29 protein-coding genes and 1 other RNA gene are annotated in these 26,175 nt (G+C 49.0%); 25 read left to right on the top strand and 5 right to left on the bottom strand.

The genetic code is table 11. The annotated features are described in order from the left end of the window. Positions 1–58 precede the first annotated feature (58 nt). From glyA to ribBA, 4 genes are read left to right on the top strand one after another with little or no spacing between them, the layout of a single operon-like run. Positions 59–1,315 carry a serine hydroxymethyltransferase gene (gene glyA, locus ACN0S4_RS01685; protein ID WP_417656007.1) on the top strand — a complete coding sequence of 419 codons (1,257 nt, stop codon included), beginning with the start codon at positions 59–61 and terminating at the stop codon, positions 1,313–1,315. Positions 1,316–1,343: 28 nt separating this feature from the next. Continuing rightward, positions 1,344–1,793: a transcriptional regulator NrdR gene (gene nrdR, locus ACN0S4_RS01680; RefSeq protein WP_169930093.1), complete on the top strand. Its 450-nt coding sequence runs from the start codon at positions 1,344–1,346 to the stop codon at positions 1,791–1,793. 20 nt (positions 1,794–1,813) lie between these two features. After that, entirely contained in the window at positions 1,814–2,905 is a 1,092-nt protein-coding gene (ribD, locus tag ACN0S4_RS01675) for a bifunctional diaminohydroxyphosphoribosylaminopyrimidine deaminase/5-amino-6-(5-phosphoribosylamino)uracil reductase RibD (protein WP_417656006.1), read from the top strand. A gap of 5 nt (positions 2,906–2,910) precedes the next feature. Next, positions 2,911–4,029, top strand: a complete 1,119-nt coding sequence (gene ribBA, locus ACN0S4_RS01670) for a bifunctional 3,4-dihydroxy-2-butanone-4-phosphate synthase/GTP cyclohydrolase II (RefSeq protein ID WP_417656005.1) — start codon at positions 2,911–2,913, stop codon at positions 4,027–4,029. Here the strand turns inward: ribBA and ACN0S4_RS01665 are convergent. From ACN0S4_RS01665 to ACN0S4_RS01650, 4 genes are read right to left on the bottom strand one after another with little or no spacing between them, the layout of a single operon-like run. Then, complete coding sequence (locus ACN0S4_RS01665; RefSeq protein WP_417656004.1) at positions 4,026–4,892, bottom strand: ketopantoate reductase family protein; 867 nt, start codon at positions 4,890–4,892, stop codon at positions 4,026–4,028. The two genes, ribBA and ACN0S4_RS01665, sit on opposite strands and share 4 nt — an antisense overlap. A gap of 2 nt (positions 4,893–4,894) precedes the next feature. Continuing rightward, positions 4,895–6,253: an AmpG family muropeptide MFS transporter gene (locus ACN0S4_RS01660; protein WP_417656003.1), complete on the bottom strand. Its 1,359-nt coding sequence runs from the start codon at positions 6,251–6,253 to the stop codon at positions 4,895–4,897. After that, entirely contained in the window at positions 6,250–6,849 is a 600-nt protein-coding gene (locus ACN0S4_RS01655) for a peptidylprolyl isomerase (protein ID WP_417656002.1), read from the bottom strand. The genes ACN0S4_RS01660 and ACN0S4_RS01655 overlap by 4 nt, the downstream gene beginning before the upstream one ends. A gap of 46 nt (positions 6,850–6,895) precedes the next feature. Continuing rightward, entirely contained in the window at positions 6,896–8,116 is a 1,221-nt protein-coding gene (locus ACN0S4_RS01650) for a methyltransferase (protein ID WP_417656001.1), read from the bottom strand. A gap of 73 nt (positions 8,117–8,189) precedes the next feature. On the opposite strand from ACN0S4_RS01650, the gene ACN0S4_RS01645 reads away from it, so the two are divergent. The 4 genes from ACN0S4_RS01645 to ACN0S4_RS01630 all read left to right on the top strand — a co-directional run bounded on the left by ACN0S4_RS01645 (position 8,190) and on the right by ACN0S4_RS01630 (position 11,433). Then, complete coding sequence (locus ACN0S4_RS01645; protein ID WP_417656000.1) at positions 8,190–9,278, top strand: ketoacyl-ACP synthase III; 1,089 nt, start codon at positions 8,190–8,192, stop codon at positions 9,276–9,278. Continuing rightward, positions 9,271–10,017, top strand: a complete 747-nt coding sequence (locus tag ACN0S4_RS01640) for an enoyl-CoA hydratase (RefSeq protein ID WP_417655999.1) — start codon at positions 9,271–9,273, stop codon at positions 10,015–10,017. The genes ACN0S4_RS01645 and ACN0S4_RS01640 overlap by 8 nt, the downstream gene beginning before the upstream one ends. Before the next feature lie 79 nt (positions 10,018–10,096). After that, positions 10,097–10,193, top strand: an RNA gene (gene ffs / locus ACN0S4_RS01635) — signal recognition particle sRNA small type. A gap of 145 nt (positions 10,194–10,338) precedes the next feature. Further along, positions 10,339–11,433 (top strand): tryptophan 2,3-dioxygenase family protein, encoded by a 1,095-nt coding sequence (locus tag ACN0S4_RS01630; protein ID WP_417655998.1) that lies wholly within the window; start codon positions 10,339–10,341, stop codon positions 11,431–11,433. Between the two features lie 10 nt (positions 11,434–11,443). On the opposite strand, the gene priC is transcribed toward ACN0S4_RS01630, so the two are convergent. Beyond that, complete coding sequence (gene priC, locus ACN0S4_RS01625; RefSeq protein ID WP_417655997.1) at positions 11,444–11,737, bottom strand: primosomal replication protein PriC; 294 nt, start codon at positions 11,735–11,737, stop codon at positions 11,444–11,446. Between the two features lie 360 nt (positions 11,738–12,097). Between priC and ACN0S4_RS01620 the strand changes: the two genes are divergently transcribed. The 17 genes from ACN0S4_RS01620 to adk all read left to right on the top strand — a co-directional run bounded on the left by ACN0S4_RS01620 (position 12,098) and on the right by adk (position 26,161). Then, positions 12,098–12,880, top strand: coding sequence for a DUF3450 domain-containing protein (locus ACN0S4_RS01620; protein ID WP_417655996.1), 783 nt, complete (start codon positions 12,098–12,100; stop codon positions 12,878–12,880). Beyond that, positions 12,877–14,244, top strand: a complete 1,368-nt coding sequence (locus tag ACN0S4_RS01615; protein ID WP_417655995.1) for a MotA/TolQ/ExbB proton channel family protein — start codon at positions 12,877–12,879, stop codon at positions 14,242–14,244. The genes ACN0S4_RS01620 and ACN0S4_RS01615 overlap by 4 nt, the downstream gene beginning before the upstream one ends. A 4-nt stretch (positions 14,245–14,248) precedes the next feature. Next, positions 14,249–14,773, top strand: coding sequence for a MotA/TolQ/ExbB proton channel family protein (locus tag ACN0S4_RS01610; RefSeq protein WP_169930080.1), 525 nt, complete (start codon positions 14,249–14,251; stop codon positions 14,771–14,773). A 12-nt stretch (positions 14,774–14,785) separates the two neighbouring features. After that, the gene (locus ACN0S4_RS01605) at positions 14,786–15,187 is read left to right on the top strand and encodes an ExbD/TolR family protein (RefSeq protein WP_169930079.1); all 402 of its coding nucleotides are present in this window, start codon (positions 14,786–14,788) and stop codon (positions 15,185–15,187) included. Between the two features lies 1 nt (position 15,188). Next, positions 15,189–15,800, top strand: coding sequence for an energy transducer TonB (locus tag ACN0S4_RS01600; protein WP_169930078.1), 612 nt, complete (start codon positions 15,189–15,191; stop codon positions 15,798–15,800). Positions 15,801–15,803: 3 nt separating this feature from the next. After that, the gene (locus tag ACN0S4_RS01595; RefSeq protein WP_417655994.1) at positions 15,804–17,102 is read left to right on the top strand and encodes a hypothetical protein; all 1,299 of its coding nucleotides are present in this window, start codon (positions 15,804–15,806) and stop codon (positions 17,100–17,102) included. Positions 17,103–17,285: 183 nt separating this feature from the next. Continuing rightward, positions 17,286–17,690, top strand: coding sequence for a hypothetical protein (locus ACN0S4_RS01590; protein WP_417655993.1), 405 nt, complete (start codon positions 17,286–17,288; stop codon positions 17,688–17,690). Further along, positions 17,675–18,511 (top strand): DUF692 domain-containing protein, encoded by an 837-nt coding sequence (locus ACN0S4_RS01585; RefSeq protein ID WP_417655992.1) that lies wholly within the window; start codon positions 17,675–17,677, stop codon positions 18,509–18,511. The genes ACN0S4_RS01590 and ACN0S4_RS01585 overlap by 16 nt, the downstream gene beginning before the upstream one ends. Further along, positions 18,508–19,263 carry a DNA-binding domain-containing protein gene (locus ACN0S4_RS01580; RefSeq protein WP_417655991.1) on the top strand — a complete coding sequence of 252 codons (756 nt, stop codon included), beginning with the start codon at positions 18,508–18,510 and terminating at the stop codon, positions 19,261–19,263. The genes ACN0S4_RS01585 and ACN0S4_RS01580 overlap by 4 nt, the downstream gene beginning before the upstream one ends. Positions 19,264–19,313: 50 nt before the next feature. Continuing rightward, positions 19,314–19,439, top strand: coding sequence for a hypothetical protein (locus tag ACN0S4_RS01575; protein WP_417655990.1), 126 nt, complete (start codon positions 19,314–19,316; stop codon positions 19,437–19,439). A 47-nt stretch (positions 19,440–19,486) separates the two neighbouring features. After that, a complete protein-coding gene (locus tag ACN0S4_RS01570; protein WP_417655989.1) occupies positions 19,487–19,903 on the top strand; it encodes a response regulator in 417 nt (138 codons plus the stop codon). A gap of 1 nt (position 19,904) precedes the next feature. Further along, positions 19,905–20,423, top strand: coding sequence for an adenine phosphoribosyltransferase (locus ACN0S4_RS01565; protein WP_417655988.1), 519 nt, complete (start codon positions 19,905–19,907; stop codon positions 20,421–20,423). 74 nt (positions 20,424–20,497) lie between these two features. After that, a complete protein-coding gene (gene dnaX, locus ACN0S4_RS01560) occupies positions 20,498–22,444 on the top strand; it encodes a DNA polymerase III subunit gamma/tau (protein WP_417655987.1) in 1,947 nt (648 codons plus the stop codon). Positions 22,445–22,455: 11 nt separating this feature from the next. Continuing rightward, the gene (locus tag ACN0S4_RS01555; RefSeq protein ID WP_169930070.1) at positions 22,456–22,785 is read left to right on the top strand and encodes a YbaB/EbfC family nucleoid-associated protein; all 330 of its coding nucleotides are present in this window, start codon (positions 22,456–22,458) and stop codon (positions 22,783–22,785) included. 10 nt (positions 22,786–22,795) lie between these two features. Continuing rightward, positions 22,796–23,404 carry a recombination mediator RecR gene (gene recR, locus ACN0S4_RS01550; protein WP_417655986.1) on the top strand — a complete coding sequence of 203 codons (609 nt, stop codon included), beginning with the start codon at positions 22,796–22,798 and terminating at the stop codon, positions 23,402–23,404. Between the two features lie 79 nt (positions 23,405–23,483). After that, complete coding sequence (gene htpG / locus ACN0S4_RS01545) at positions 23,484–25,391, top strand: molecular chaperone HtpG (protein WP_417655985.1); 1,908 nt, start codon at positions 23,484–23,486, stop codon at positions 25,389–25,391. Positions 25,392–25,516: 125 nt separating this feature from the next. Next, on the top strand, positions 25,517–26,161 hold the full coding sequence (gene adk / locus ACN0S4_RS01540) for an adenylate kinase (RefSeq protein ID WP_417655984.1): 645 nt from the start codon (positions 25,517–25,519) through the stop codon (positions 26,159–26,161). The last annotated feature ends 14 nt before the right edge of the window (positions 26,162–26,175 follow it).

Raw genomic sequence — 26,175 nt, 5'->3', positions numbered from 1 at the left:
TGTGCCAACGCTACTGAGCCTGCGTTACGGCACCCGCCTCAAGATGTCAGGAGCCCCGATGTTAAAGCATGAAATGACCATTGCCGATTATGATGCCGATCTTTGGCAAGCCATGCAAAACGAAGTTCAGCGCCAAGAAGAGCACATTGAGCTCATTGCGTCTGAAAACTATACCAGCCCACGTGTACTTGAGGCACAAGGTTCGCAGTTAACCAACAAATACGCAGAAGGCTATCCGCACAAGCGTTACTACGGCGGTTGCGAATACGTTGATGTGGTCGAAGACCTCGCGATTGAGCGGGCGAAACAGTTGTTTGGCGCTAAATATGCCAACGTGCAGCCGCATGCCGGTTCACAAGCCAACTCCGCTGTGTTTTTAGCTCTGCTAGAGGCGGGTGATACTGTCTTAGGAATGAGTCTGGCCCATGGTGGTCACTTGACGCATGGTTCAGGTGTAAATTTTTCCGGCAAATTGTATAAAGCAGTGCAATACGGTTTAGATGAAAGCACTGGCGAAATTGATTACGCTGAAGTGCGTAAACTAGCATTAGAGCACAAGCCAAAGCTGATTGTGGCTGGATTTTCCGCTTACTCAGGTGTGGTGGACTGGCAACGTTTCCGTGATATCGCGGATGAAGTGGGAGCCTACTTCTTAGTTGATATGGCGCATGTTGCGGGCTTAGTCGCTGCCGGTCTATATCCGAATCCAGTTCCTATTGCAGATGTCGTCACCACGACCACGCACAAGACCTTAGCGGGTCCACGTAGTGGCTTGATCTTATCGGGCAAAGACGATGAAGCACTGCACAAAAAGCTCAACAGCGGTGTATTCCCCGGCAGTCAAGGTGGCCCACTGTGTCACGTGATTGCTGCGAAAGCAGTGGCTTTCAAAGAAGCAATGGAACCGGCATTCAAAGCCTATCAACAGCAAGTGCTCGATAACGCCAATGCCATGGTTCGTGTCATGCAAGAACGCGGCTACAAGATTGTCTCTGGTGGCACCCAGAACCATTTATTCTTGGTCGATTTAATTGATAAAGATATTACCGGTAAAGATGCGGATGCCGCTTTAGGCAATGCTTACATCACCGTGAATAAGAACTCGGTTCCAAATGATCCGCGGTCACCGTTTGTTACATCGGGTTTGCGTTTAGGAACACCAGCCATCACTCGGCGTGGATTTAAAGTTGCGGAAGCAGAGCAAGTCGCGAATTGGATTTGTGACGTGTTGGACGATATCGGCAACGATGCAGTGATTGAACGCGTTCGCGGCGAAGTCAAAGCGTTGTGTAAACGATTTCCGGTATACGGTTAACAGTCAGCGTTAAAGAACGAGAAACTCTATGCATTGTCCGTTTTGTGGCACGTTAGATACTAAAGTCATCGACTCGCGATTGGTTGCTGAGGGCGCGTCTGTGCGTCGTCGCCGAGAATGCACCGATTGCAAAGAGCGGTTTACGACCTTCGAAACCGCTGAGTTGATTATGCCACGCGTCATTAAAACGGATGGCACCCGTGAGCCGTTCAACGAAGATAAATTGCGAAATGGTCTGTTACGAGCGCTGGAGAAACGTCCGGTGAGCTTAGAAATGATGGAGCAGGCCATTAATAATGTGAAATCTTCGTTGCGGGCCACTGGTGAGCGAGAAGTGACTAGTCAAGCGATTGGTGCGCTGGTTATGGAAAACCTCAAGGCCATCGATAAAGTGGCTTATATTCGGTTCGCATCGGTTTATCGTGCATTCGATGATATTCGTGAATTCGGCGAAGAGATTGCACGGCTAAACGACTAATTGATTCACGGGGCGCATTCATGACACATCAGCAGTACATGCAGATGGCTCTCGATTTAGCCGCTCGTGGTCTCTACTCAACTGCTCCCAACCCACAAGTCGGCTGCGTTATTGTTGCCGACGGTCAAGTTGTTGGCCAAGGTTGGCACGAACGCCCTGGCGAGCCCCACGCCGAAGTCTACGCACTGCGTGAAGCAGGTGCTTTGGCACGCGGCGCTACTGCTTATGTGACACTTGAACCGTGCAGCCATTTTGGTCGTACTCCTCCCTGTGCTGACGCATTGATTGATGCCGCAATCGGTCATGTGGTGATTGCGCAATTGGATCCAAATCCATTGGTTGCCGGGCGCGGTGTCGAAAAGTTAAAGGCAGCGGGCATATCTGTGGAAGTGGGCGTCTTAGAATCTGCTGCGCGAACTTTGAATTGCGGCTTTCGGAGTCGAATGGAGCGCGGTCGTCCTTGGTTGCGCTGCAAGCTAGCAGCTACTTTAGATGGTCGTACCGCCTTAGCTAATGGTGCCAGTCAATGGATCACGGGTAGCGCTGCACGGGCTGATGTACACGATTTTCGCGCTCGTAGCGGTGCTATTTTGAGTACAGCGCGAACGGTGTTGCGTGACAATGCACGGTTAACCGCACGCTCAGATCGATGCGAACAGCAACCGTTACGCGTCATTATTGACAGCCAAGGATTATTGGAGCCAACTGCGAGTCTCTTTCAAGAGCCGTCACCAATTTTGCTGGTACATTTAGCCACAACCGCAGAACGTGCGATGCATTGGCCCCAGCATGTTGAAGTATGGACAGCGCCGAGCAAAGCCAAACGGGTGGATCTACAGGCATTGTTGGTAGAACTGGGTCGTCGCCAAATCAATGAGGTGTGGACCGAGTGTGGCGCCGAGCTGGCTGGAAGTCTCTTACAAGAAAACCTCATTGATGAGTGGGTGATCTATGTTGCGCCTAAGTTTTTCGGTGCAACAGGTCGCGGACTGGTAGACATAGCCACTTTTAGCGATATTGCCGACGCCCCTCTATGTACTTTCACGGATGTTCGCCAAATTGGTGCTGACATCCGCATTATAGCGAAGCCAGATGCTGGCCTAGGAGAATGAACATCGTGACAACGCTGAATAGCGCTGCTGAGATTATCGAGGATATCCGGCAAGGTAAAATGGTCATTCTGATGGATGACGAAGATCGCGAAAATGAAGGCGATTTGATTATGGCGGCGGAGTGTGTGACACCCGCAGCGATTAATTTCATGGCACGGTTTGGGCGCGGATTAATCTGCTTAACCTTAACTGAGCAACGTTGCACACAGCTGCGTTTACCACTCATGGTCGATCAAAACCACTCGCCCTATGCCACCAACTTTACTGTTTCCATTGAAGCAGCTGAAGGGGTGACGACTGGTATTTCAGCGGCCGATCGTGCTCGCACTGTTCAAGCTGCAGTCGCTAAAGATGCGAAGCCAACTGATTTAGTCATGCCAGGGCATATCTTTCCATTGAAAGCGAAAGCCGGTGGTGTGTTAAACCGAGCGGGGCATACGGAAGCCGGTTGTGATCTGGCGCGATTAGCAGGTTTTGAACCGGCGGCGGTGATTGTTGAAATCTTGAATGAAGACGGCACCATGGCGCGCCGACCCGATCTAGAAAAATTTGCTGCGGAACATGACTTAAAAATCGGTACCATTGCTGATTTGATTGAGTATCGTTCGCTAAAAGAAAAAACGATTGAACGCAAAGCGCATTGTAAATTGCCTACAGCGCATGGTGAATTTGAACTGATCACTTACCAAGACACGATCGATAACCAAGTTCATTATGCGCTAGTCAACGGTGAGATTTCAGCGGCAGAACCGGTCAATGTGCGGGTGCATTTGCAAGACACCTTCAACGACCTGTTTGCTACCGAGCGCGCTGCCAAGCGCAGCTGGCCGTTGGGTCACGCTATGCAGTACATCGGTGAGCATGGTGGTGTATTGGTCGTGATTGGTCGTCAACAAAGCTCTGCCGATATCTTGGACCAAGTGCAAAGTTTCGCTGCTGAAGATCGCGGTGAAAAGCGCGTATCTGCGGCTGCCTCGAACGCATCGCGAAATGTCGGTATTGGCTCGCAAATTTTGGCTGATTTAGGCATTCATCAGATGCATCTAATGAGCTCGCCGAAGCGCTATTCAGCTTTGTCTGGCTTTGGTCTCGAAGTCGTTGACTTCATTGAAGACGAGAGTTAGAAGCGACTTTCGACCGCTTTGACATGCTCCCACAGCCAGCGATGGGTGGGAGCAGACAACCCTAGTTGTTCGCATTGCTGAACCACAAAACCATTCAGATAATCAATTTCAGTACGACGTTGACGGATGATGTCACTTAGCATCGATGAGCGATTCTGTGCGGTTGCCTGAATGACTTTCTGCGCATCTGCGACTAGCTCAGATGCCGTCCACTGCATCCCCAATTGATTTGCGAGCGCAACGAACTCATTGGCTAACTGTTGTTGCGGCTTAGCAATGGGGTGATTGAGTAATTCACCATTCTTGCAATCATACAGCACCGTCAACGGATTGATTAAGCAATTGATCGCCAGCTTGTGCCAACGTTTGTTCTGAATATTGGGTAGCCAGTGAAACGGCGGCAAACTGCGATTTAACGTAGCCAGCATCGCCGCGGGAAACATACTGCCGTGCTGCTGAGCTCCGAGCCAACTCTCGCCCTGACCAGCATGATTGAGCTGCGCGCCATCCCGAAAAGCTCCGTGGGTGGTAACCCAATGAAAACTATTTGCGGGTAACAAAGACTCCTCGGCTATGAGCATGCCGTTATAGCTCAGGATCAGAGGTATTTGGCGATACCAAGCATGTTGTCGAGCCTGTTCTAACCAGGTTTCAATGTCATAGGCTTTGAGTGCTGCAATCACCACATCAGGCGTTTGAGCAGGGTCGAATGCATTGAGCTCAATGGTGCTTTCTTGATTCAGAATAAAGGCTTGTGGGGGGGTTCCAGAGCGGGTAGCGACCATGACATATTGATGCTGTTGCTGCAATTTTGCCGCAATCAACCCACTCAATGCTCCCTCACCATACACCAACCAACGCATGCCTAATCAGCCTCTTGGTGACGATGATAATTGGCTTCGAGTTCACTTAGGCGTTTTCGCAACGCCAACAAAATCAGCAATCCGGGTATCACCATGACACTGGTGAGAATGAAGAACAAACTCCAGTTCCCATCCAGCCAATCGACCACAAAACCGCTATAGGAGGAGAGTAAGGTTCGACCGAGATTACCGAGCGAAGCCAGCAATGCGTATTGCGATGCGGTAAACGTGCGATTACAGAGCAAGCTTATGAAGGCTACAAAGGCTACGGTTGACCAGGCGCTAGTAAAACCATCTATCAGTACCGCGGCGAGGAGCAGGTCGGTATCGGCGCCGACTAGAGCAATCCACGCAAAGAGGAGGTTGCTGGCCGCCATAGCTGCACCACCAATGAGCAGACCGCGAACAATACCGATACGAATATTGACAATACTTCCCAGAACCGCAAAAACAATGGTGACCCACCAAGTAATAACTTTGGAGTAGGTCGCAATCTGGTCATTGGTGAAGCCAATTTCTTTATAGAAGACAATCGACATCCGCCCCAAAAAGGCTTCACCGAGCTTGAAGACAAAGACAAAAGTCAGCAGCGCTGTGGCAAGTTGCCAGCCATTGCGCGTGAAAAACTCGACCACGGGTGCGACAAAGGTTTGTTGCACCCACGCCCACCAGCGAAAACCTTTCACGCGAACTGGTGCAATGGCGTGGTAGCGTTTGCTTTCAGCAAACATAATGACGAATAGCAGTTGAACCGCAAGTACACCCAGTAGAACCCAGTAGGCGTCTTGCCACGAGTAGGTGACGCCATCGACTAAGTAGAATGGAATCGCACCCAGACCGCTATAACCGGTCCACCAGCCAGCGGTGGCCATGGCTGCTCCTGCTGACTGCAGGCGCGATTCATTGGCTGCGAAACTTTCGATTCGAAAGGCGTCTATCGCGACATCTTGTGTCGCTGAAAAAAAACTAATCGCAACAGCAGCAACCGCTATCCAATATAAGTTACTTTGCACATCGAGCGTGCTCATAAAGAAAGTTGCAAAGGCGAGACCGCTCAAACACAAAACGATCCAGCTACGGCGGGCGCCAAGCCATCGATGTAACAATGGCAACTGGAAGCGGTCGACAAGGGGAGACCAGAGTGCATTGATGCTATAGGCGACAAAAACGATACCGAAGAGACCAATCGACCCCCGCGATAGTCCTTCCTCCTGCAGCCATGCCGACAACATTGAGCCAATTAGGACCCACGGGAAACCACTGATAATCCCGAAGCCAAAAATTTGCCAGACGCGCGCCTCGCGATAGACAGCGAGGTCTCGATACCAAGGTTGTGCAGCGCTGGTCTGCGAATCGGTCATGGTTGTGGAACAACTTCAATACGAATGAGTACCGGAGGATCTTTGGGTACATCTCGCCAGAGCGTTTTTTCATCGAAGGGCACTGATTCGAGTGCCGCAAGTTTTTCCAGCGTTTCTTCGCCACTCACGATCCAACCAAAAACAGTGTAGCCCCAACCTTTGCTCGATGGATCGAGGGAGGTGTTGTCGTTGAGGTTGAAGAAAAATTGCCGCGTTGCGGTATGCGGGTCACTTTCACGCGCCATCGCAATAGTGCCATAAACGTTCTTCAAGCCGTTGCCCGATTCGTTTGGAATTTTTTTAAAGACTGTTTTGGCTTCAAAGTTTTCGTCATAACCACCACCTTGCACCACGAAACCGGGCACTAAACGATGAAATATCGTGTTGTTGTAACTACCCGCTTTGACGTAATCGAGAAAGTTTTCCGCAGTCAGCGGCGCTTTATAGCGGTCTAGTTCGATTTCGAGATTGCCAAGAGAGGTCACGAAACGCAGACGTGGGAATGGATTATCTGGCTGAATTCCATTCGCTGAGGTAGCGGAGGATATCAACATGAGTCCAGCTAGAACGGCCGCTAACTTTGCTAAATAGCGCATAAATACTCCCTTCACTAATACCATGTGGGCGAACGTATAATCCTACTTAGACCGCTCGGTACACCACGAATTTACTATTCTGTTCAACCGGTTCTACCAGTCGAAATGTCTTTTGCAAAATCAAATAATACGGAAGATGACGGTTAGCGACTAGCCATAATTCACCGCCGGGTTTCAGCACTCGGCGCGAATCACGAATCATTTGTTTCGCAATATGATCGGTCATAGCGTGTTCTTGATGGAATGGCGGATTACACAACACGCGATCAAAGGAGCTCGTCGCAACATTGCTCAGACAATCATCGAGAAGAACTTGATATTGGTCTGATGCGCCCAAGTTCTGTTCAATATTCGCTTGGCAGGAGGCAACGGCCAATGTCGATTCGTCAAACCAAGTGATCTGAGCGTCTGGATACCACTTCGCATAAACTAAACCTAAAACACCGTTGCCGCAGCCCAAATCGGCGACTTTCGAAGCGGTTGGGTGCGACGGTAGGTGTTGCTCCATGACTTCAATCATAAAGCGGGCGCCGATATCGAGTTGGTTGCGCGCAAACACCCCAGCATGCTGGGTTAGTGTTAACCCCAGTTCTTCCCAGGTGGTTTGAAAGTCATGTTCGGGCCAGGGTTGGGTTCGAACCCGTGCGGTCAACAACCGATGTTTACGTTGAATCAGTGAGACCTCAACCGAATCGCAATACTGCGCAAAAAGTTCCCGAACACCTGGTGTAAATAACTGACTCTTGGCGGCCACTTGCAGCGGAGTTCCTGGCTCTAGGTCGCGGCTTAGCTGTGCTAACTGGCGTTCGAGTATACTCTGAGATTTGGGCAGTTTCATCAGCACATGGTCGATGTCCTGCGGAAGCGGTTCGAGAGGGCTTAACGTCGAATAAGCACCTTTGAGTGCATTCGCTGCGGTATTCTGTTGATAGGCCTGGCCCGCTAAATACGAATCGGTAAGTAGACTTATGGCGACCGAGTGCGCGGGTGAGAATTGCTGTTGAGCCCCACACAACAACGCTCCCCAGCTATCATTGACCAGTAACAGATGCGCCGGCCGCTCTGCAGTTTTCAGGCTTTCGAGTAACCATGTATCACCGGCATCCCATGCCTGCAAAGTGGCATTGTTTCGAGGCGGAAAGCGTTTTAGATCCAATCGTCCGCTGGGGCTATCCCAGAGATGTGGTGCTGCGGTGCGCACCCAAGTATCGCTTTGGTTCGACGATTTATTCGGCTGACGCGGGGGACGAGCAGGAGATCTTGGCATAGGTCGGACATTTCACTGTGGAACAATCATGCTATGATAACGAAAAACGACCAGTGACTATAGGTTTTATCACGTGAAAATATATGCAGAGATTACTGGGTGGGGCAAATGCTTACCACCTGCGATTATGACCAATGACGATCTTGCGACTTTCTTGGATACTTCCGATGAATGGATTCGCAGTCGGACGGGTATTGAAGAGCGCCGAGTGAGCCATGTTGGTACTTCGCATCTCGCAACTGTTGCGGCACGTAATGCGCTAGCGGCAGCCGATCTGGATCCCAATGAGCTGGACCTGATTATTGTCGGTACCTGTACCGCGGATGAAATTATTCCAAACGTGGCATCCGCTGTGCAACGCGATATCGGCGCCAAATATGCGGCAGCTTTCGACTTGAACGCAGCGTGCAGTAGCTTTCTGTACGGCATGCACTACGCAACCCAAGCGATTCGCACGGGTGTGCACAAGAAAGTGTTGATTATTGGTGCGGAACGATTGACCCGAGTACTCGACTGGACGCAACGTGAAAGCGCTGTGCTGTTCGGTGACGGTGCTGGAGCCATGGTACTCGAGGCAACCACGGAAGAAGTCGGATTACTCGCATCCCATGTCACTTGTGATGCGGACGCTCGTGATGTTTTAGCCCTCGAGTTTGGTATGAGTTTCGACCGCTTTGGTTTTGACGGCATTATGCCGTTTAATTTTGTCGGTCAGGAAATCTTCAAGCGTGCTGTTAAAGGCATGAGCCTTGCGGTGGAAAAGGTATTTGCTGAAACCGGGTTGACGACCGCTGATATTGATTCATTGATTCCGCATCAAGCGAATAAACGGTTGATCGATTTTCTCGCCAAAATGTGTAATGTCCCGGAAGAAAAAACGGTTATCAATATTCAAAAGTACGGCAACACGTCGTCGGCAACACTACCGATTGCATTCTGTGAAGCGGTTGAACAGGGCATCGTCAAACCTGGAGACACCATTGTCTCAGCAGTATTCGGTGGCGGGTTAACCTGTGGCGCAGGTATTATTCGGTGGGGGCAGCGTGTCACGCCAAAACGTGACAATACGATGCAACTCCCTAGCAATGGTCAAAGCGCACTCGATTTGATCTTACCGCTTCATTTGCAAACCAAAGCAGCTTGGGAGAAACGTGGTGAGTGAGTTTGTTACCGTTGAAAAACGCGATGCGGTTGTATGGATTCGACTGAACCGAAGCCATAAAAAAAATGCATTAACTCAAGATATGTATCGCGCGATGACTGCTGCTTTGCAAGATGCCGAAGCGGACGAATCCGTCGCTGCGGTCGTCTTGACCGGTAGCGGCGATAGTTTTACAGCGGGCAATGACTTGAACGATTTTTTGGCGATTGAGAAGCTTGATGATTCAGCGCCACCGTTTGCGTTTTTGTATACACTAAGCCAATTATCAGTGCCAGTGATTGCGGCGGTGCATGGCCTGTCCATTGGCATTGGCACCACCATATTGCTGCATTGCGATTTAGTCTATGCCAGCAGCGATGCGCAGTTCTCGTTACCTTTCATTCATCTTGGTTTGGTGCCGGAAGCAGCGTCCAGTTTGCTTTTACCGCAACAAATTGGGCATTTACGCGCGGCGGAGATGCTGTTGCTAGGTGATGCGATTAATGCCAGTACGGCGCTGACTTATGGTTTAGTGAACCGAGTCGTTGCTGCAGAGGAACTTGAAGCGACGGTTACAGATGTTGCGGGAGCATTGGCTCAGCGACCCGTTGCTGGACTTCGAGCGGCCAAGAAATTAATGAAGGAACCGGCTGAACCTGTCGCTGATCGAATTGCGCGGGAAGCGAAAGTGTTTGCCAAAGCTCTGGTGTCACCGGAAGCGAAAGCAGCTATCGCTGCGCGAATGAAAAAGAAAAGCTGATTAAAAAGCCAGCAGTTGAGGGCGCTTGCCTTGTGTCCTCTGGTGCAATACTGCATAATGCGCGCCGTTATGGTGGCTCTATTGGTCCCCTCGCAACACGAACTAGCGAACCCGGTCAGGCCTGGAAGGGAGCAGCCGTAGTTGGGGATGTGGGTGCCGAGGTGTGGCTGGTAGGGCCGCCACCCAATCAATGCGAATAGTGAATGGTTAATAGTGAATAGCTTGAGCTACACACGACTAACCATTAGCTCATAGCGCTCTTGCTTGTTTCCTGTTACTTTTCACCTGTCACTGTTTACGTTCACAGCAGGGAAGTCTGTTATGCCCAAGAATCCTCAACCCGTCTATTATGGCGAATACCTCTCGCTCGATCAGTTATTGACCGCACAGAATCCGCACAGCCCGCGCTATGGTGCTGAGGCGCATGATGAAATGTTGTTTATTATTGTGCATCAGGTGTATGAGCTCTGGTTCAAGCAAGTTCTTCATGAATTGCGTTCGATTCACCGTTTGTTTCAACAACCCGAATTAGGTGATGCTGATTTGTACATGGTTGGACATCGGTTGCAGCGAGTTCTGACGATTCAAGATTTGATGAATGACCAAGTTGGTGTCATTGAAACGATGACGCCGCAGGAATTCCTTGAGTTTCGGGATTATCTTGTACCTGCATCCGGTTTCCAAAGTGTTCAATTTAAAGAGCTCGAAATCATTCTCGGGCTTACTCGTGGCAAGCGCATAGCTTTTGATCAAGAGTCTTTTTACAACCGCTTGAAACCGGCAGACCAAGAGCATCTCGAGGCGCTCGAACAATTGCCGAGTTTATTCGATTGTGTGGACGCTTGGTTAGCACGGATGCCATTCCTCGAATTTGAGGAATTTCGTTTTTGGGAACATTACCAGGCCGCTGTTACCGACGCTTTTGCTCGTGATGAAGCGATTATTCGAGAAAATTCAGGTAGTGAAGAACAACTGGCTCAGGAATTGGCAACGTTAGAGTCCAACCGAAGCATGTTTGAAGCGCTGTTCGATAACAATCGTTATATGGACTTGCAAAAAGAAGGTTCAGTCCGATTGTCGCAGTCGGCTATGCTGAGTGCCTTATTCATTACTCAATATCGCGAGGAACCTGCATTTCAATTGGCATTTCAAGTCATCACAGCATTTGCTGAATTAGATGAAAAGTTGACGATTTGGCGATACAAGCACGCCATGATGGTGCAGCGGATGCTCGGTACGAAAATTGGGACCGGTGGTTCTTCGGGGCATGATTATTTGAGACGCACAACCGAGCAGAATAGGGTATTTAAAGACTTCTTTGCCATGGCCACTTATTTACTTCCCAAAAGTGCACTACCAGACTTGCCGAATTCGGTACGCAGTGAACTGGGTTTTGCGCGAACCAAACGCCGTTAAAGCGCAGTATTTATTTCTTTTGTTTGAGACTCAGTGCTTGGTGCAGCGCGGTGAGTTGGTCACTGACTTTGGTGGCCAACCACTCTCGCTGAGTCGCATCTTCAGTGCGCTCTAAACGCTGCAAATGACGGCGTATTTCACGTGGATAGTCCAACGGGTGTTCAGCGTCCCCATGAAATAAATCATCATCAAACCAAGGTGTGAAATTATCGCGATGGATCTGCAGCGCATTAATTTGTCGTTCAAACTGTCCCAGAGCTTGCTCAAGCCGCTGGATTAACTCGACCGCTATAGTTGTTGTCATCAATGTCTCCCAATTCTGCATTGCAGCTTAAACCAGTTCTCAACCACCGTCAGTAAATTGTAAAGACGTGGAACTTTGTTTTATACAAGTGTTCAAATATGCATCAGTAGCGCTCCAGTAAATCCACGCTCTGTTATAAATCTGTGAAGCTTTTGAGTAAGCTAAAATAGTCTGTTTGGATACGATATCGGCTGTTGACAGGTTCAGTTCAATCGTGGGAGTATTGAAGCATTATTGCAGCTTTATTATTAGCTGCAATAGCTGCAAGTGTTGATTAAACTCTTTTCGTCACTCAAATAACTGGGATGCTGACGACGTAGTGTCGTTCTGCATAAAGTTAAGTCAAATTGGTTGGGAACTATGACCAAAGTAATCAATAAAAGCAAAGTCGCAGCTGCCCTTGTTGGTATGTTCGCGGTTGCAGGTAGCGCAAGCGTTGCCGCTCAAGACGTTTCTACGTTGCAAAACGAAGAAGCAAAAATCCATGCGGCTGATGTCCGCTCACAAACGAAAATCGATTCTTTGTACGAGCAGAGCCAAGAGCTGCTATACGAATATCGCGCTGTTGTAGACGAATATGAAAACTTAAAAGTTTACAATGACCACGTACAGCGTTTGGTCGATGACCAGAACGCCTCGTTGGCATCTTTGCAGCGTCAAATCGATGGTATCGAAGAAACGAAGCAAGGCGTCGTTCCTTTGATGTACAAAATGATCGACTCGCTCGAGCAATTTGTGAACTTGGATATTCCAATTCACAAAGAGCGTCGTTTAGCACGTGTTGATCGTCTTCGCGACGTCATGGAAAACGCTAACGTCACGACTTCTGAGCAATTCCGCCAGATCACAGAAGCATACCAAGCTGAAATGGACTACGGTTCAGGCTTGATTGCATACGAAGGTAAACTGAGCTTCCAAGGTGAAGAAATCTCAGTAGACTTTTTCCACTTGGGTCGTGCTGCTTTGATGGCGCAATCTTTGGATTTAGCGAATGGCTGGATCTATAACAAAGAAACCAATGAGTGGGATGCTCTGGATGACGCTTATTTAGGCGATCTGACCAAAGCAATTCGTATGGCGCGTAAGCAAACCGCCCCTGATCTGATTAAACTGCCAATCTTTGCAGCGGAGCGTGCAGAATGAAACATCTCCTGAAATCCGTATTGGTGGCAGCAACCTTTACCTTTGCTGCAGGCTCGTCAGTTGCAGTTTATGCACAAGAGCAACAAGCGCAATCACTGGATGAGCTCCTTGAACTCGTTCAACAAAACCGTGCCTCGTCACAGCGCATCAATGCTGAACGTGAAGCCGAATTCACATCAGAGCGTGCTGACAAGCAAGCACTGTTGAATCGTGCTGAGCGTCAGTTGGCTGATGAGAAGGCTCGTGGTGAGCGTTTACAAGCGCAGTTTGCTGAGAATGAAATTTCTTTGGCAAATAAAGAAACTGAACTGCAAAACGCCTTGGGTACCTTAGGTGAAATCGTTGGTGTTGCACGTGGTGCAGCAGGCGATACCATCGGTCGTATTGCAACTTCAATCGTAAGCTCTCAGTTCCCAGGTCGTGAAGACGTGTTGGAATCTATTGCTGAAGCGAGTGAAGTACCGCGTATTCAAGAGTTAGAAGAACTGTGGTTAGCATGGTTAACTGAAATGAAAGAGTCTGGCCGCGTGGTCACTTTCAACTCAGAAGTAACCTTGCTCGACGGTTCTAGCGAAACTCGTGACGTGACTCGTATCGGTGTGTTCAACTTGTTATCTGACGGTGAATACTTCGTTTACAACGATACAGCTGAAGAAATCCAGCCATTAGGTCGTCAGCCAGAAGGCTACGTCTTATCAGCGGCTGAAAACTTCTTAAGCACCGAGTCTGGCTTTGCCAGTGTTTACATTGACCCTGCGCGTGGCCAGATTCTTGGTCTTGCGACTCAGAAAGCAACATTGTCTGAGCGTTATCACCAAGGTGGTACAGTTGGTTATGTAATCACCGTCGTCATGATCATCGGTCTACTTATTGCAGTCTTCAAGATTGTTTCACTCAGCGCGCAAGGTGCGAAAATCCGTGCACAGCTGAAAAACACCAGCAATCCTTCTGAGAAGAACGCATTAGGTCGTATCTTGAAAGTTTACCAAGAGAACGCGAACACTGATGTAGAGAACCTCGAGTTGAAACTTGATGAAGCCATCATGCGCGAAACGCCAACCATCGAAAGTGGTGTAAATATCATCAAGATCTTTGCTGCTATCGCGCCTCTCCTCGGTCTATTAGGTACGGTTGTCGGTATGATTGGTACCTTCCAATCAATCACTTTGTTTGGTACTGGTGATCCGAAGATCATGGCTGGTGACATCTCAATGGCGTTGGTAACCACCGCTATGGGTCTGATTGCTGCAATTCCTTTGATTTTGGCACATGCTTTAGTGCACGGCCGTGCGAAGAAAATCTTCCACGTCCTTGATGAGCAAGCTGCGGGTATCGTTGCCCAGCACGCGGAGAAGAAGGGGTAATCCTATGATTTACCTGATGGAGCTTTGGGAATCTATCAGGGATTTTCTGGGTACCGGTGGCGATGTCTTGTACATCGTCATGGGGACGCTCTTTCTCATGTGGGCACTCATGGTAGAGCGGTTTTGGTTCCTCACGGGTGTATTTCCAAAGGTGAAGCAAGACATCATCACCAAATGGAACGCTCGTGAAGACACCACCTCCTGGTACGCGCACAAAATCCGTGATGCATGGATTTCTGAAGCAGCTGAAAAATTAGACGCACGTATTTTCTTGATTAAAACCTGCGTCGCTTTATGTCCCTTGATCGGACTGCTCGGTACTGTTACCGGTATGATTGCAGTATTCGAAACAATGGCGACACAAGGTACTGGTAATCCACGTTTGATGGCTTCTGGTATCTCAATGGCGACAATCCCGACAATGGCGGGAATGGTTGCAGCGCTGTCTGGCATGTTCTTCGCAACACGCCTCGAAGCGCGGGTCAAACGTGCGAAGAACAAGCTGATCGACAGTTTGCCACATCATTAAGAGAGAAGAATTATGGCAAGTAAACGTATTCGTGAAGAGGAAGATGCAGCGATCGATATGACGCCGATGCTCGATATCGTGTTCATCATGTTGATATTCTTCATCGTAACGACCTCTTTCGTCAAAGAAGCTGGTATTGACGTGAACAAGCCGGAAGCGAGTCAGGCAGAGAAGAAACCTTCTGCCAACATCTTTATTGCTATTCGTGAGAATGGCGAAGTATGGATGGACAAGCGTATGGTTGACGTTGAGCGAGTAGGCGCGAACATTGAACGCCTATTGGCAGAACAGCCTACTGATATCGTAGTGATTCAGGCAGACAAAGAAGCCAAACATGGTGTTGTCGTAGAAGTCATGGATCAAATTAAGGAAGCGGGTATTGACAAAATATCCATAGCCGCAGAGGACGATTAATATGGTGCGCTTTATAGTATCAATACTATTAGGTGCTGCAGCTACGTTCCTCCTGTTTGCGTTCATGGCATTCTTGATCAGCGGAGGAGACGGGCGTAACGCACCGCCTCCACCGTCTGCAGTCATTGAGATTGTAACGAATCCGCCTGAGTCAGACGTGGATCAGCGTCGCCGGACGCCTCCACCGCCACCGCCGCCCCCAGCTCAACCGCCGGAAACTCCGCCGAATGAGCCGGATAACGCGGACAACGAAGGGATGAACCTTGATTTAGGTTTTGAAGTCGATGTAGGTGGTACGGAAACTGGCTTTGATGCTGGTGGAATGATGACTGATGGTGAAGCGACGCCGATTGTACGTATTAATCCGCGTTACCCACCAGCTGCAGCTCGCGATGGTATTAATGGTTGGGTATTACTGCGTTTCACGATCGATGAAACCGGTGGTGTAACTGACGTCGAAGTTATCGACTCAGAGCCACGTCGTGTTTTCGACCAAGAAGCTCGCCGAGCGCTATTACGTTGGAAGTATAAGCCGAAGATTGTAGACGGTAAGGCTGTTCGTCAGCCTGGTCAAACGGTTCAGCTTGATTTCAACTTGGAGCAGGAGCAATAACCGATGAACCACAACAAATTATCCATGCTGATAAGTGCAAGTCTTTTGTGTGGCGCGTTGATGATGGGGTCCAGCTCCGTCGTTGCGCAAGAGGTTAATTACAACCTGCCGTCTGCTGAAGCTGTGCAAGCGCGGAAGGACTCACGACGCAATCAAGCGGTTTCTGACCGTGTTGGTCGTCGCATCATGGGTGCTTTTGAGCTTTACAGCGAGCAAGAAGATATCAAGGGCGCAATTGCTGAGTTAGAAGAAGCGGATCCGCGTGACCCGTTTGATCGAGCTTATGTCATGCGATTCTTGGGTAACTTGTATGCAGCAGACGAGCGCACTGAAGAAGCTTATCGCGTCAGTAAAGAAGCGGCTGATTACGATGCCCTCGGGTGGTCTGATCAAGCGTCAGCGTTGAAACTAACTGCCGACCTTGCACTAGCATTAGAGAAATATTCAGATGCGGTGGAATACTACGGTAAGTGGTTGCAGTTTACTGGTGAATATGACCCTGAAGTGTTTTCACGTATTGCTACTGCATACTATGAGACGCAACAGTATGACAAGATCATCAAGCCGGCGGACATGGCGATTCAATACTATGAAGAGCCAAATAAAAATCCGTATATCTTGAAGGTTGCTTCGTACTACGAGCGGAAAATGTATAGTGATTCGATTCGTGTATTAGAGGAAGGTCTGCAGGTTTTACCAGGTGAGAAGACGTGGTGGAATCAGTTAGGCATGCTTTACATGCTCGAAGAGAAGATCGATAAAGCATTACAGACACTCGAGATTGCGTATTTAGCTGGTTATTTTGATAAAGAAAGTCAATTCAAAGCACTAGTCCAGTTGTACTCAAACAGCGAAATTCCGTTTAAAGCGGGAATGCTGATGGAGAAACATCTGAATTCTGGTGATATTGAGAAGACGGCTCGAAACTATCAAAGCGGCGCAAGCAGCTACGAAATCGCGAAAGAATACGAAAAGGCAGCTGAGCTCTATGGTAAAGCAGCCGAATTAGAAGAAGAGCGTGAAGAGAAAGCGAAGTTTTATCGTCGTCAAGGCACCGCATTTTTGCGTGCCGAACAATTCTCGAACGCAGCTGATGCGTATTTGAAAGCGATTGATTTCGGAATCGAAGAACCAGGCCCTGTTTACATGTCGTTGGCAGAATCTTATTTCTATCAATCGAAGTATCCAGATGCTCTGCGTTATGTGCTCGAAGCGAAGAAAGATCGCAACCAAGCGCGTACAGCGCGCAGTTGGGAAAACTACATTCGCTCTAAAGCGAGTAATAAAGGCATAGACCTGTAGATTTATCGAGTCATTGAAAAAACCCCATGAGGCAACTTCTGGGGTTTTTTAATGTCTGATTTTTAACGGTAGCAAGTGTTGTAAGGTTTGAATAAAGAGCAATGTCTATACTGATGCAGTAGACTAAACTCAATAAACGCGCTTAGCGTAAGTTATTTTCGCAGGACAAAGAAGGAAATCATCATGAAAGCCATGAACAAATCATTATCTATTGCAGCCGGTGCGCTGTTGGCAACAGCAGCAACGTCACTTCCTGCTGAAGCGAATCCGTTCGGCTATAGTGTGCTCGCCGCAGGCTATCAGCAAGACGCGCAGCAACAAGAAGCAAAATGCGGAGCTGAGCACAAAGAAAAGATGAAAGAAAAAGCCAAAGAAGGGAAGTGTGGTGAAGGTAAATGTGGCGAAGGCAAATGCGGTGCCGAGCACAAAGAAAAGATGAAAGCCAAAGCCAAGGAAGGGAAGTGTGGCGAGGGTAAATGTGGCGAAGGCAAATGCGGTGCCGAGCACAAAGATAAAATGAAAGACAAAGCTAAAGAAGGCAAGTGTGGTGAAGGCAAATGCGGCGAGGGTAAATGCGGCGCAGCGTAGGAATTGGCTTACGGAGGGAGTTTCTGTCACAAGTTGAGGCAGAGGCTCCCGCCGTAGGGTTTTGGGAAATAGCCCCGGAGAATTGGCTTCCACGTGGTAATGATGCGTATCGCCAACTCGATGCCATACGGGAACGCTACTCTTTAACTACGCATGGTTTGTCGTTGTCCATCGGCAGTTTTGACCCGTTGGACGAGCAGTTAGTTATGTCGGTAAAAGCATTTTTAGATCGCTTCGACATTGCCCTGTATTCCGAACACTTGAGCTACTGCTCTGGGAACGGTCACCTCTATGATTTGTTACCAATCCCATTTACCGATGAAGCTGCTGATTATGTAGCGCAGCGCGTTCGGCGTGTGCAGGAAATCATCGAACGGCCCTTGGTTCTCGAAAATGTGTCCTATTATGCAGCCCCTGGGCAGGAAATATCCGAGCTTCAGTTCATCCGTTCAGTGCTCGAACAAGCCGACTGCCAATTATTGTTAGACGTCAATAACGTCTTCGTGAATAGTGTAAACCATCGCTACGATCCCTATGACTTCATTGCTGGATTGCCGAGTGATCGAATTGTCTATGGCCATATTGCCGGGCACACGGAGGAAGCTCCAGACCTGTTAGTGGATACGCACGGCGCGGATGTCCGTGATGAAGTTTTCGATTTACTCAGGTTTGCCTATCAACAGCACGGTATATTCCCGACATTGCTGGAGCGTGACTTTGATATTCCTCCGCTACCGCAATTGCTTGATGAGGCAGGTGTTATCGAACGCATTCAGGACGCGTTCGAGAATGAAGTGCAATCGAAGCATCGTGCCGTATGAGTTTCATTGATACCCAAAAGCAATTTGTTGCGTATTTACGGGACCCGCAAAATAATCCAGCTCCAACCGCTGTTGAAGGAAGACGGCTGGCGATTTACCGACGTCTGATTCGGAATAACGTAGCCAGCTTTTTGAGTAGTGGGTTTCCAATACTCAAAGCAAGAACTCCAGCTGCTACTTGGCAATCTTGGGTTGACGCTTTCTTGGTTTCTCATCAGTCTAATTCACCGTTTTTTTCTGAAATAGGACGTGAGTTTGTCTCATTTTTGGAGCAGTACGAGAATGCTCAGGTCGGTCAATTAGAACGCGAATTAGCTCGATATGAGCGAATGGATGTCGATGCCATGTTTGCTCATATTCCCACCGAATTCCGGCGTGCGAATAGGGACGACATTGAAAATCAGCGTTGGGTTGTGAGTCCAGCTGCTTTTTTAGACCAATTTCATTACCCTGTTACGACGCTTGATTCGTCGTCAGAGAATCCTGCCCGACAGGAACACCCGCAATTCATTTTGGTCTATCGACCACATGTTGATACGGGAAACGTAGGATCGGTTCAATTTTTGGAACTGACGCCGCTGACAGCGGTCTTATTAGAGCTCCTACAACAAACCCCAAAGCAAAGTCTTCGAGAGTTATTGATGCGGTTACAACCTCTATTACCGCAACTCGAATCTGAGCAACTCGAGCAGGGCTTACGACAAATTCTCACTGATTTTGCAGCACGTTCTGTGTTGTTAGTGAAGGCCTGATCAAGTATGATCCGCGGCGTTCAATCGTCAATTTGTTGAGGTAATTTCAGATGTCTCATGATGAGAACTTTAAAGATCAATCGACGTCAGCCGTTGGCTGGATTGCTGTCATCGTGTTCGTTGCGGTACCTTTATTGCCAGCCGTCTTAGCGTGGGCAAAAATCATTTCTGCTTGAACATATTTCTGCTTTAACACAAGAGCGCACACTACACGGGTAACTTTATGTCACTGTCGTTATTGCTGGTTGAGGATAAGCCGGCCACCCAAGCAATGTTGATGGCAATACTCGCCGAGACAGAGTTTGTGGTAACCGTTGCCAATGATGGCTTAGACGGTTTGAATCATGCGAAGCACCAACATTTTGATATCGTTGTGGTCGATCACAAGATGCCATTAATGGACGGCTTAACTTTGTGTAAGAACTTACGCGAGTTGAGTGGCTATTTGTATACCCCTATCTTACTTTTGACGACGCAAGACGTGCGTGAAGTGCAAGCGGTAGCGAAACAAGCGGGCGCTGATTTGTGTCTTGCTAAGCCGGTTGATGCTGAACGACTGCTCACCATTTTGGCTGATCTCACGCAGGGTTACCGTATCCAACCGCAAACGTTGTCGACGTCACCGCAGCAGGTTGGTTAAGATGTCTATTGAACATCTGATTCGGGTGGTTCCTGATTACCCTAAGCCTGGCATACTATTTCGCGATATTACGCCGCTACTTGCCGATGCGGATGGTTTTCGAGAAGTGATTGACCGGTTGGCAGAGCGCTATCACGATCAGCAACTCACGCATGTAGTTGGTATTGAAGCACGGGGCTTTATATTTGCCACGGCATTGGCCTATAAGCTTGGTGTCGGTTTTGTGCCGTTGCGAAAGCCAGGTAAATTACCGAGTGCTACCTATCGTCACACGTATCAGCTGGAATATGGTGAAGATACGCTGGAAATTCATCAAGATGCACTCTCTGCAAACGACCGCGTAGTCATTATTGATGATCTATTGGCAACCGGTGGTACGGTGTTGGCAGCGGTCGACTTAATTGCGCAGACTCAGGCAACGCTAGTGGAGTGCGCTTTTCTAGTGCAACTTGATGATTTGCCGGGAGCACAACGGTTAGCCGATGCGAGTATTCCAAGCTATACCCTCTGTCGATTTTAAGGTAACGTAGACCGTCATTAATCCAGAATAGAAGAGCTGGTGTCACGCATGTGTGAAGTGAGGAATTGGGTTTCATGAGTTATCAGGTTTTAGCTCGTAAATGGCGTCCCCACACCTTTAGCGAGGTAGTGGGTCAGCAACATGTGTTGAAGCCATTAACCCATGCACTGACCACTCAACGCCTGCACCACGCTTGGCTGTTAACCGGTACGCGCGGCGTTGGTAAAACCACCATCGCACGGATTCTGGCAAAAAGCCTGAACTGTGAACAGGGTATTACGCCACAACCCTGCGGCACTTGTGGTGCTTGTAAGGCTATCGACGAAGGTCGGTTTGTTGACCTGCTCGAGATTGATGCGGCCTCTCGAACTAAGGTTGAAGACACCCGAGAACTGCTCGATAACGTGCAATATAAGCCCACGCAAGGGCGCTATAAAGTCTACCTGATAGACGAAGTGCATATGCTGTCGCGCCACAGCTTCAATGCACTCCTGAAAACGCTCGAAGAGCCACCAGAACACGTCAAATTCTTACTGGCGACAACGGATCCGCAAAAGCTTCCAATCACTGTTCTATCGCGTTGTTTGCAGTTTAATCTGAAAGCATTGTCACGGCAGGAGATTGCCGATCATCTCCAGCATGTTTTGGACGCCGAATCGATTCCGTATGATGCACCCGCCCTCCAACATTTGGCGCGAGCAGCGCAGGGCAGTTTGCGTGACGCATTGAGTTTGACTGACCAAGCCATCGCGCAAGGTGAGCAAAAAGTCACCAATGCTGCGGTGCAACAAATGCTAGGCAATGTTCCTGGCTATGAGTTAGCGGCGCTATTGCACGCAATCATTCATGGGCATCCGCAACAGACACTCGACTTAGTCGATAAAGTGGCGGGACAAGTGCCTGATATCGGCTCGTTGTTGACCGAATTACAGCGCCTCGTACATCAGCTTGCATTGGTGCAACAAGTGCCTGCGAGCGCAGAACTGTTTGCTTTCACCGATGCTGAACAGAAGCTTGTGCAGCTTATTCCTGCTGAGTTACTGCATATTTTTTACGACATTCTGAGTTTGGGGCGCCGTGATTTAAATTATGCGGTCGACTCACGTTCGGGTGTGGAAATGACGATTCTGAGACTCTTGGCATTTCGTCCTGAAGTCATTGAGGTTCATGAAACGTCACCTGATACTGTCACACGCGAAGAACCTATGCGTACGGCTCCAGTTCATTCGGAACTAGTGCCTGAGCCAGAGCCGGAGACAGAGCCAGAGTCTCGGTTTGAGCCTGAGCCGCCGTTAGCGTCACAGCCAGAACCTAAACCAGAACCAGAACCAGAACCTGAACCAGAACCAGAACCAACATCAAGCAGCGCAGACTCGGTGCGAGCATTAATCGCAACGCGTGATGCGCTGGACCAAAAAAAAAACAATAACCAACGTGCCTCGCAAGCCGTCCAAACCGCTCCAGAATTCGTAAAGGAGCCAGAGCCCGCTGCTGAATCAACGCTGGAATTAGATCCTGAACCAGAGCTCGAGACCGACCCCGAGGCAAATCTCAGCACGCCATCACCGAGTCATCAGAGTGAGCACGCAACCGAGGTATCGACAACCAGTCGAGAAGCTTATGCCAGTGATGTCAGAAAGGCTGCTGAAGTGGACGGTTGGGCTGCTATTATCGATAATTTAGATATTCATGGGTTGCCGCGGCAACTGGCGATGAACAGTACCTATGAATTGACGGAACCAGGGCAGTGCATCATTCGGTTGCGGCAACAATGGGCGCATTTGCTGAGTGACGGTCCTGTTCAAGTGCTGTCGACTGCACTGAAGGATTCTTTGGACGTGTCCACGGTGCGTATTGAAGTGGCACCATCAGAACAGCAGACACCTGTGGAAATTCAGGCGGAAATTGACCGTCAGCGGCTGTTGCGCGCGCGACAGAATTTACAAGACGATCCATTGGCGCAGGCACTACAGAACACGTTTCAAGCGCAATTAATTGAAGACAGTATTCAACCTAGTTAGAGGAATTTAGTATGTTTAAAGGTGGTATGAGCGGCATGATGAAGCAAGCGCAGCAAATGCAAGAGCGGATGCAGCGCGCCCAAGAGGAAATTGCCAATCTCGAAGTGACGGGTGAAGCCGGCGCGGGCATGGTGAAGGTGACTATGCTTGGCAATCATAACGTCCGACGGGTTACCATCGATCCGAGTTTATTCAGTGACGATGATGCAGAAATGATTGAAGATTTGGTGGCTGCGGCTATCAATGATGCAGTACGTCGTGTTGAGCAAACGAGCAAAGAAAAAATGGCTGAAGTCACCGGTGGTATGAATTTACCACCTGGCTTTAAGATGCCTTTCTAAGGACTCTCAAGTGCGTTTTAGCCCAATTATTGAAGAGTTGATTCAAGCCCTGAAGGTGCTTCCGGGTGTCGGTCAAAAATCGGCACAGCGCATGGCGTTCCAAGTACTGGAGCGCCATCGTGAAGGAGGCGAGCGATTGGCTGTGGCGTTGCAGACCGCAATTGAACAAGTCGGTCACTGCAGTGTCTGTCGGACACTTACGGAACATTCAGTTTGCGAGCTATGCGCCGATACACGGCGACGAGATAGCGGGCTATTGTGTATTGTCGAATCACCAGCAGATGTCGTGGCAATTGAACAAACCTCGCAGTATCAAGGGTGTTATTTTGTCTTGATGGGGCACTTATCGCCCTTAGATGGTATTGGTCCTGACGAAATTGGCTTAGATATCCTTGCGCAACGACTTGAACAAGAGTCGATCACCGAAATTATTTTGGCGACCAACCCCACCGTAGAAGGTGAAGCAACTGCGCACTTCATTGCCGATCTCGCGCGCCGCCACCAAATCCGTACCTCACGAATTGCTCATGGTGTGCCAGTGGGTGGTGAGCTTGAATATGTGGATCAAGCCACGTTGGGTCATGCGTTCAGCGGCCGTAAATGGATTGAGAATAATTAAAATTTACGCTTGAAATAGCGTCGAATACCCCCATGTTTACTCCAGCATTCGTTAGTCCACATGTGTAGGAGAAAACACTATGGCGGAGACCCGTCAAACTGAAACCCACGGTTTTCAAACCGAAGTGAAGCAATTGCTGCACTTGATGATTCATTCGCTTTATTCCAATAAAGAAATATTTCTTCGGGAATTGGTTTCTAACGCATCGGATGCGGCCGATAAGTTACGCTTTAAGGCGCTGAGTGACAGCTCATTATTGAGCGACGATGCAGAACTTTATGTCCGCGTCAGTGCGGACAAAGACAGTAAAACCATCACCATTAGCGACAACGGTATTGGCATGACTCGAGATGAAGTCATGAGCAATCTAGGTACCATCGCTAAGTCGGGTACCGCTGAATTCTTTAGCCAACTGTCTGGCGATCAAGCCAAAGATAGCCGGTTGATTGGTCAGTTTGGTGTCGGCTTTTACTCCGCGTTTATTGTGGCCGAGGCCGTTACCGTGCGGACTCGAGCAGCAGGGGCTGCCGCGAATGAGGCGATTGAGTGGCATTCACGCGGTGAAGGAGAGTTCGATTTAAAAACTATCGAAAAAGCCAAGCGCGGCACTGATATTATTTTGCATGTGCGTGATGATGCCGCCGAGTATCTCGATGAATGGCGCTTGAAAAGTATCATTACCAAATACTCTGACCATCTGAGCATTCCCGTACAGATGCCGAAGGCTGACGACGAGGAAGAAAAAGCGGCAGACGCGAAGCAAGAGTGGGAATCGGTTAACTCTGGACAAGCACTATGGACGCGAGAGAAAGCGGACATCAGTGACGACGAATACAAAGAGTTTTACAAAACCGTTGCCCATGATTTCGAAGATCCATTGTTGTGGAGTCACAACAAAGTAGAAGGGACCTCGGAATACACGAGCTTGCTGTACATTCCAAAACGAGCGCCTTGGGATTTGTGGAATCGCGAACAACAGCATGGCATTAAACTGTACGTGAAGCGCGTGTTCATTATGGACGACGCGACCCAATTGATGCCGAGCTATTTGCGCTTTGTCCGCGGTTTGATGGATTCCAGTGATTTACCGCTGAACGTGTCTCGCGAAATCTTGCAAGACAACAAAATTACTCGCTCTATGCGGAACGGTAGCACTAAGAAAGTCTTAAGCATGCTGAGCAAGCTAGCCAAGGACGAGCCGGAAACTTATCAGAGCTTCTGGAACACTTTTGGTACCGTCTTGAAAGAAGGCCCCGCTGAGGATCAAGCCAATCAAGAGAAAATTGCCGGCTTATTGCGGTTTGCATCGACGCAACAGGATTCTAGCGAAGCGACTGTCAGCCTGGATGATTATTTGGCGCGGATGTCTGACAAGCAGGAGAAGATTTACTACATTGTAGCGGATAGCTATGAAGCTGCGCGTGATAATCCTGCATTAGAGATCTTCCGCAAGAAAAACATTGAAGTCTTGTTACTGTCAGAGCGCATTGATGAATGGCTCATGAGCCATCTCAGTGAGTACAAAGAAAAATCATTCCAAGCGGTGACGCGTGGCGATTTAGATTTGGGTGAGCTCGAAGATAGTGCAGATAAAGAACAGCAAGAAGCGGCGGAAAAAGCCTTCGCTGAGCACACAGAGCGCTTTGCTAAAGCTCTCGGCGACAAAGTCAAAAGTGTGCGTGTGACCAATCGTCTCACTGCATCACCTGCTTGCATTGTGACCGACAGCAACGATATGAGCACGCAAATGGCGAAGCTCATGGAAGCCGCAGGCCAGAAAGTGCCAGAAACCAAGTACATTTTTGAAATCAATCCTGAGCACACGCTAGTTCAGCGCGTGGTTGGGTTGGATGACGAAGCGCGTTTTGGTGAATGGGCGCAGTTACTTCTGGATCAGGCAACATTAGCCGAACGTGGTAGTTTGAAAGACCCGGCACAATTTGTCACACGGTTGAACAAATTGATGTTGGAATTAACCGACGCATAACCTGCCTCTAGCGAGGGTTGTCCGACCAAAGTCGGGCAATCCTCGGACTTGTAAAGCCCGTGTATGCAAGGTAAAGTTCGGGCTTATTCAAACGCTAACCCAAGATAAGAAAAAAGAGGTTGTTGATGCGCATTATCCTGTTGGGCGCTCCGGGCGCAGGGAAAGGCACTCAAGCGCAGTTCCTAATGAAAACTTTCGGGATTCCACAGATTTCGACGGGCGACATGCTGCGAGCCGCAATCAAGGCGGGAACGCCGCTCGGGCAACAGGCCAAACAGGTGATGGATGCCGGTAAACTTGTTTCCGATGACATCATGATCGGTTTGGTCAAAGAACGCGTCGCTGAGCCTGATTGCCAAAATGGTTTTTTGCTGGACGGATTTCCACGCACTATTCCACAAGCCGATGCGATGCATGAGGCGGGGATTTCAATCGATTGTGTCCTGGAATTTGCCGTACCCGATGAAGTCATTGTGAAGCGGATGGCAGGGCGCCGCGTGCATCCTGGTTCGGGCCGTGTTTATCATATTGAACACAATCCACCTGCAACCGAAGGTAAAGACAACGAGACCGGTGAAGATTTGGTCATTCGTGAGGATGATAAAGAGGCGACAGTGCGTAAACGGTTGTCAATTTATCATGAACAAACCGAGCCATTAGTCGCGTATTATCGTAAACTGGCGGAACAGGGCAAGACGGCCTTTCATCGTATTGATGGAACCCGTGATGTCGAAACGATTAGTTCAGAGCTGGGTAAGCTACTTGGCTAATGCGTGACCGCTTC

It is taken from the genome of Pseudidiomarina aestuarii (genome assembly GCF_048263735.1).
GTDB classification, from domain to species: domain Bacteria; phylum Pseudomonadota; class Gammaproteobacteria; order Enterobacterales; family Alteromonadaceae; genus Pseudidiomarina; species Pseudidiomarina aestuarii_B.
The sequence above is the reverse complement of the archived record's forward strand: the minus strand, read 5'-3'. Positions and strand labels throughout refer to the sequence as shown.

What these genes read in the sequence shown, in the direction of transcription:
- ACN0S4_RS01580 (WP_417655991.1), top strand. Translation starts at nt 18,508, where the DNA reads ATGAGTTTCATTGATACCCAAAAGCAATTTGTTGCGTATTTACGGGAC.
- adk (WP_417655984.1), top strand. Translation starts at nt 25,517, where the DNA reads ATGCGCATTATCCTGTTGGGCGCTCCGGGCGCAGGGAAAGGCACTCAA.
- ACN0S4_RS01620 (WP_417655996.1), top strand. Translation starts at nt 12,098, where the DNA reads ATGACCAAAGTAATCAATAAAAGCAAAGTCGCAGCTGCCCTTGTTGGT.
- ACN0S4_RS01660 (WP_417656003.1), bottom strand. Translation starts at nt 6,253, where the DNA reads ATGACCGATTCGCAGACCAGCGCTGCACAACCTTGGTATCGAGACCTC.
- ACN0S4_RS01570 (WP_417655989.1), top strand. Translation starts at nt 19,487, where the DNA reads ATGTCACTGTCGTTATTGCTGGTTGAGGATAAGCCGGCCACCCAAGCA.
- ACN0S4_RS01630 (WP_417655998.1), top strand. Translation starts at nt 10,339, where the DNA reads ATGCCCAAGAATCCTCAACCCGTCTATTATGGCGAATACCTCTCGCTC.
- htpG (WP_417655985.1), top strand. Translation starts at nt 23,484, where the DNA reads ATGGCGGAGACCCGTCAAACTGAAACCCACGGTTTTCAAACCGAAGTG.
- ACN0S4_RS01590 (WP_417655993.1), top strand. Translation starts at nt 17,286, where the DNA reads ATGAAAGCCATGAACAAATCATTATCTATTGCAGCCGGTGCGCTGTTG.
- dnaX (WP_417655987.1), top strand. Translation starts at nt 20,498, where the DNA reads ATGAGTTATCAGGTTTTAGCTCGTAAATGGCGTCCCCACACCTTTAGC.
- ACN0S4_RS01595 (WP_417655994.1), top strand. Translation starts at nt 15,804, where the DNA reads ATGAACCACAACAAATTATCCATGCTGATAAGTGCAAGTCTTTTGTGT.
- nrdR (WP_169930093.1), top strand. Translation starts at nt 1,344, where the DNA reads ATGCATTGTCCGTTTTGTGGCACGTTAGATACTAAAGTCATCGACTCG.
- ACN0S4_RS01575 (WP_417655990.1), top strand. Translation starts at nt 19,314, where the DNA reads ATGTCTCATGATGAGAACTTTAAAGATCAATCGACGTCAGCCGTTGGC.
- ACN0S4_RS01600 (WP_169930078.1), top strand. Translation starts at nt 15,189, where the DNA reads ATGGTGCGCTTTATAGTATCAATACTATTAGGTGCTGCAGCTACGTTC.
- ACN0S4_RS01610 (WP_169930080.1), top strand. Translation starts at nt 14,249, where the DNA reads ATGATTTACCTGATGGAGCTTTGGGAATCTATCAGGGATTTTCTGGGT.
- ACN0S4_RS01565 (WP_417655988.1), top strand. Translation starts at nt 19,905, where the DNA reads ATGTCTATTGAACATCTGATTCGGGTGGTTCCTGATTACCCTAAGCCT.
- glyA (WP_417656007.1), top strand. Translation starts at nt 59, where the DNA reads ATGTTAAAGCATGAAATGACCATTGCCGATTATGATGCCGATCTTTGG.
- ribD (WP_417656006.1), top strand. Translation starts at nt 1,814, where the DNA reads ATGACACATCAGCAGTACATGCAGATGGCTCTCGATTTAGCCGCTCGT.
- ACN0S4_RS01655 (WP_417656002.1), bottom strand. Translation starts at nt 6,849, where the DNA reads ATGCGCTATTTAGCAAAGTTAGCGGCCGTTCTAGCTGGACTCATGTTG.
- ACN0S4_RS01615 (WP_417655995.1), top strand. Translation starts at nt 12,877, where the DNA reads ATGAAACATCTCCTGAAATCCGTATTGGTGGCAGCAACCTTTACCTTT.
- ACN0S4_RS01605 (WP_169930079.1), top strand. Translation starts at nt 14,786, where the DNA reads ATGGCAAGTAAACGTATTCGTGAAGAGGAAGATGCAGCGATCGATATG.
- ACN0S4_RS01555 (WP_169930070.1), top strand. Translation starts at nt 22,456, where the DNA reads ATGTTTAAAGGTGGTATGAGCGGCATGATGAAGCAAGCGCAGCAAATG.
- priC (WP_417655997.1), bottom strand. Translation starts at nt 11,737, where the DNA reads ATGACAACAACTATAGCGGTCGAGTTAATCCAGCGGCTTGAGCAAGCT.
- ACN0S4_RS01665 (WP_417656004.1), bottom strand. Translation starts at nt 4,892, where the DNA reads ATGCGTTGGTTGGTGTATGGTGAGGGAGCATTGAGTGGGTTGATTGCG.
- ACN0S4_RS01585 (WP_417655992.1), top strand. Translation starts at nt 17,675, where the DNA reads ATGCGGCGCAGCGTAGGAATTGGCTTACGGAGGGAGTTTCTGTCACAA.
- ACN0S4_RS01650 (WP_417656001.1), bottom strand. Translation starts at nt 8,116, where the DNA reads ATGCCAAGATCTCCTGCTCGTCCCCCGCGTCAGCCGAATAAATCGTCG.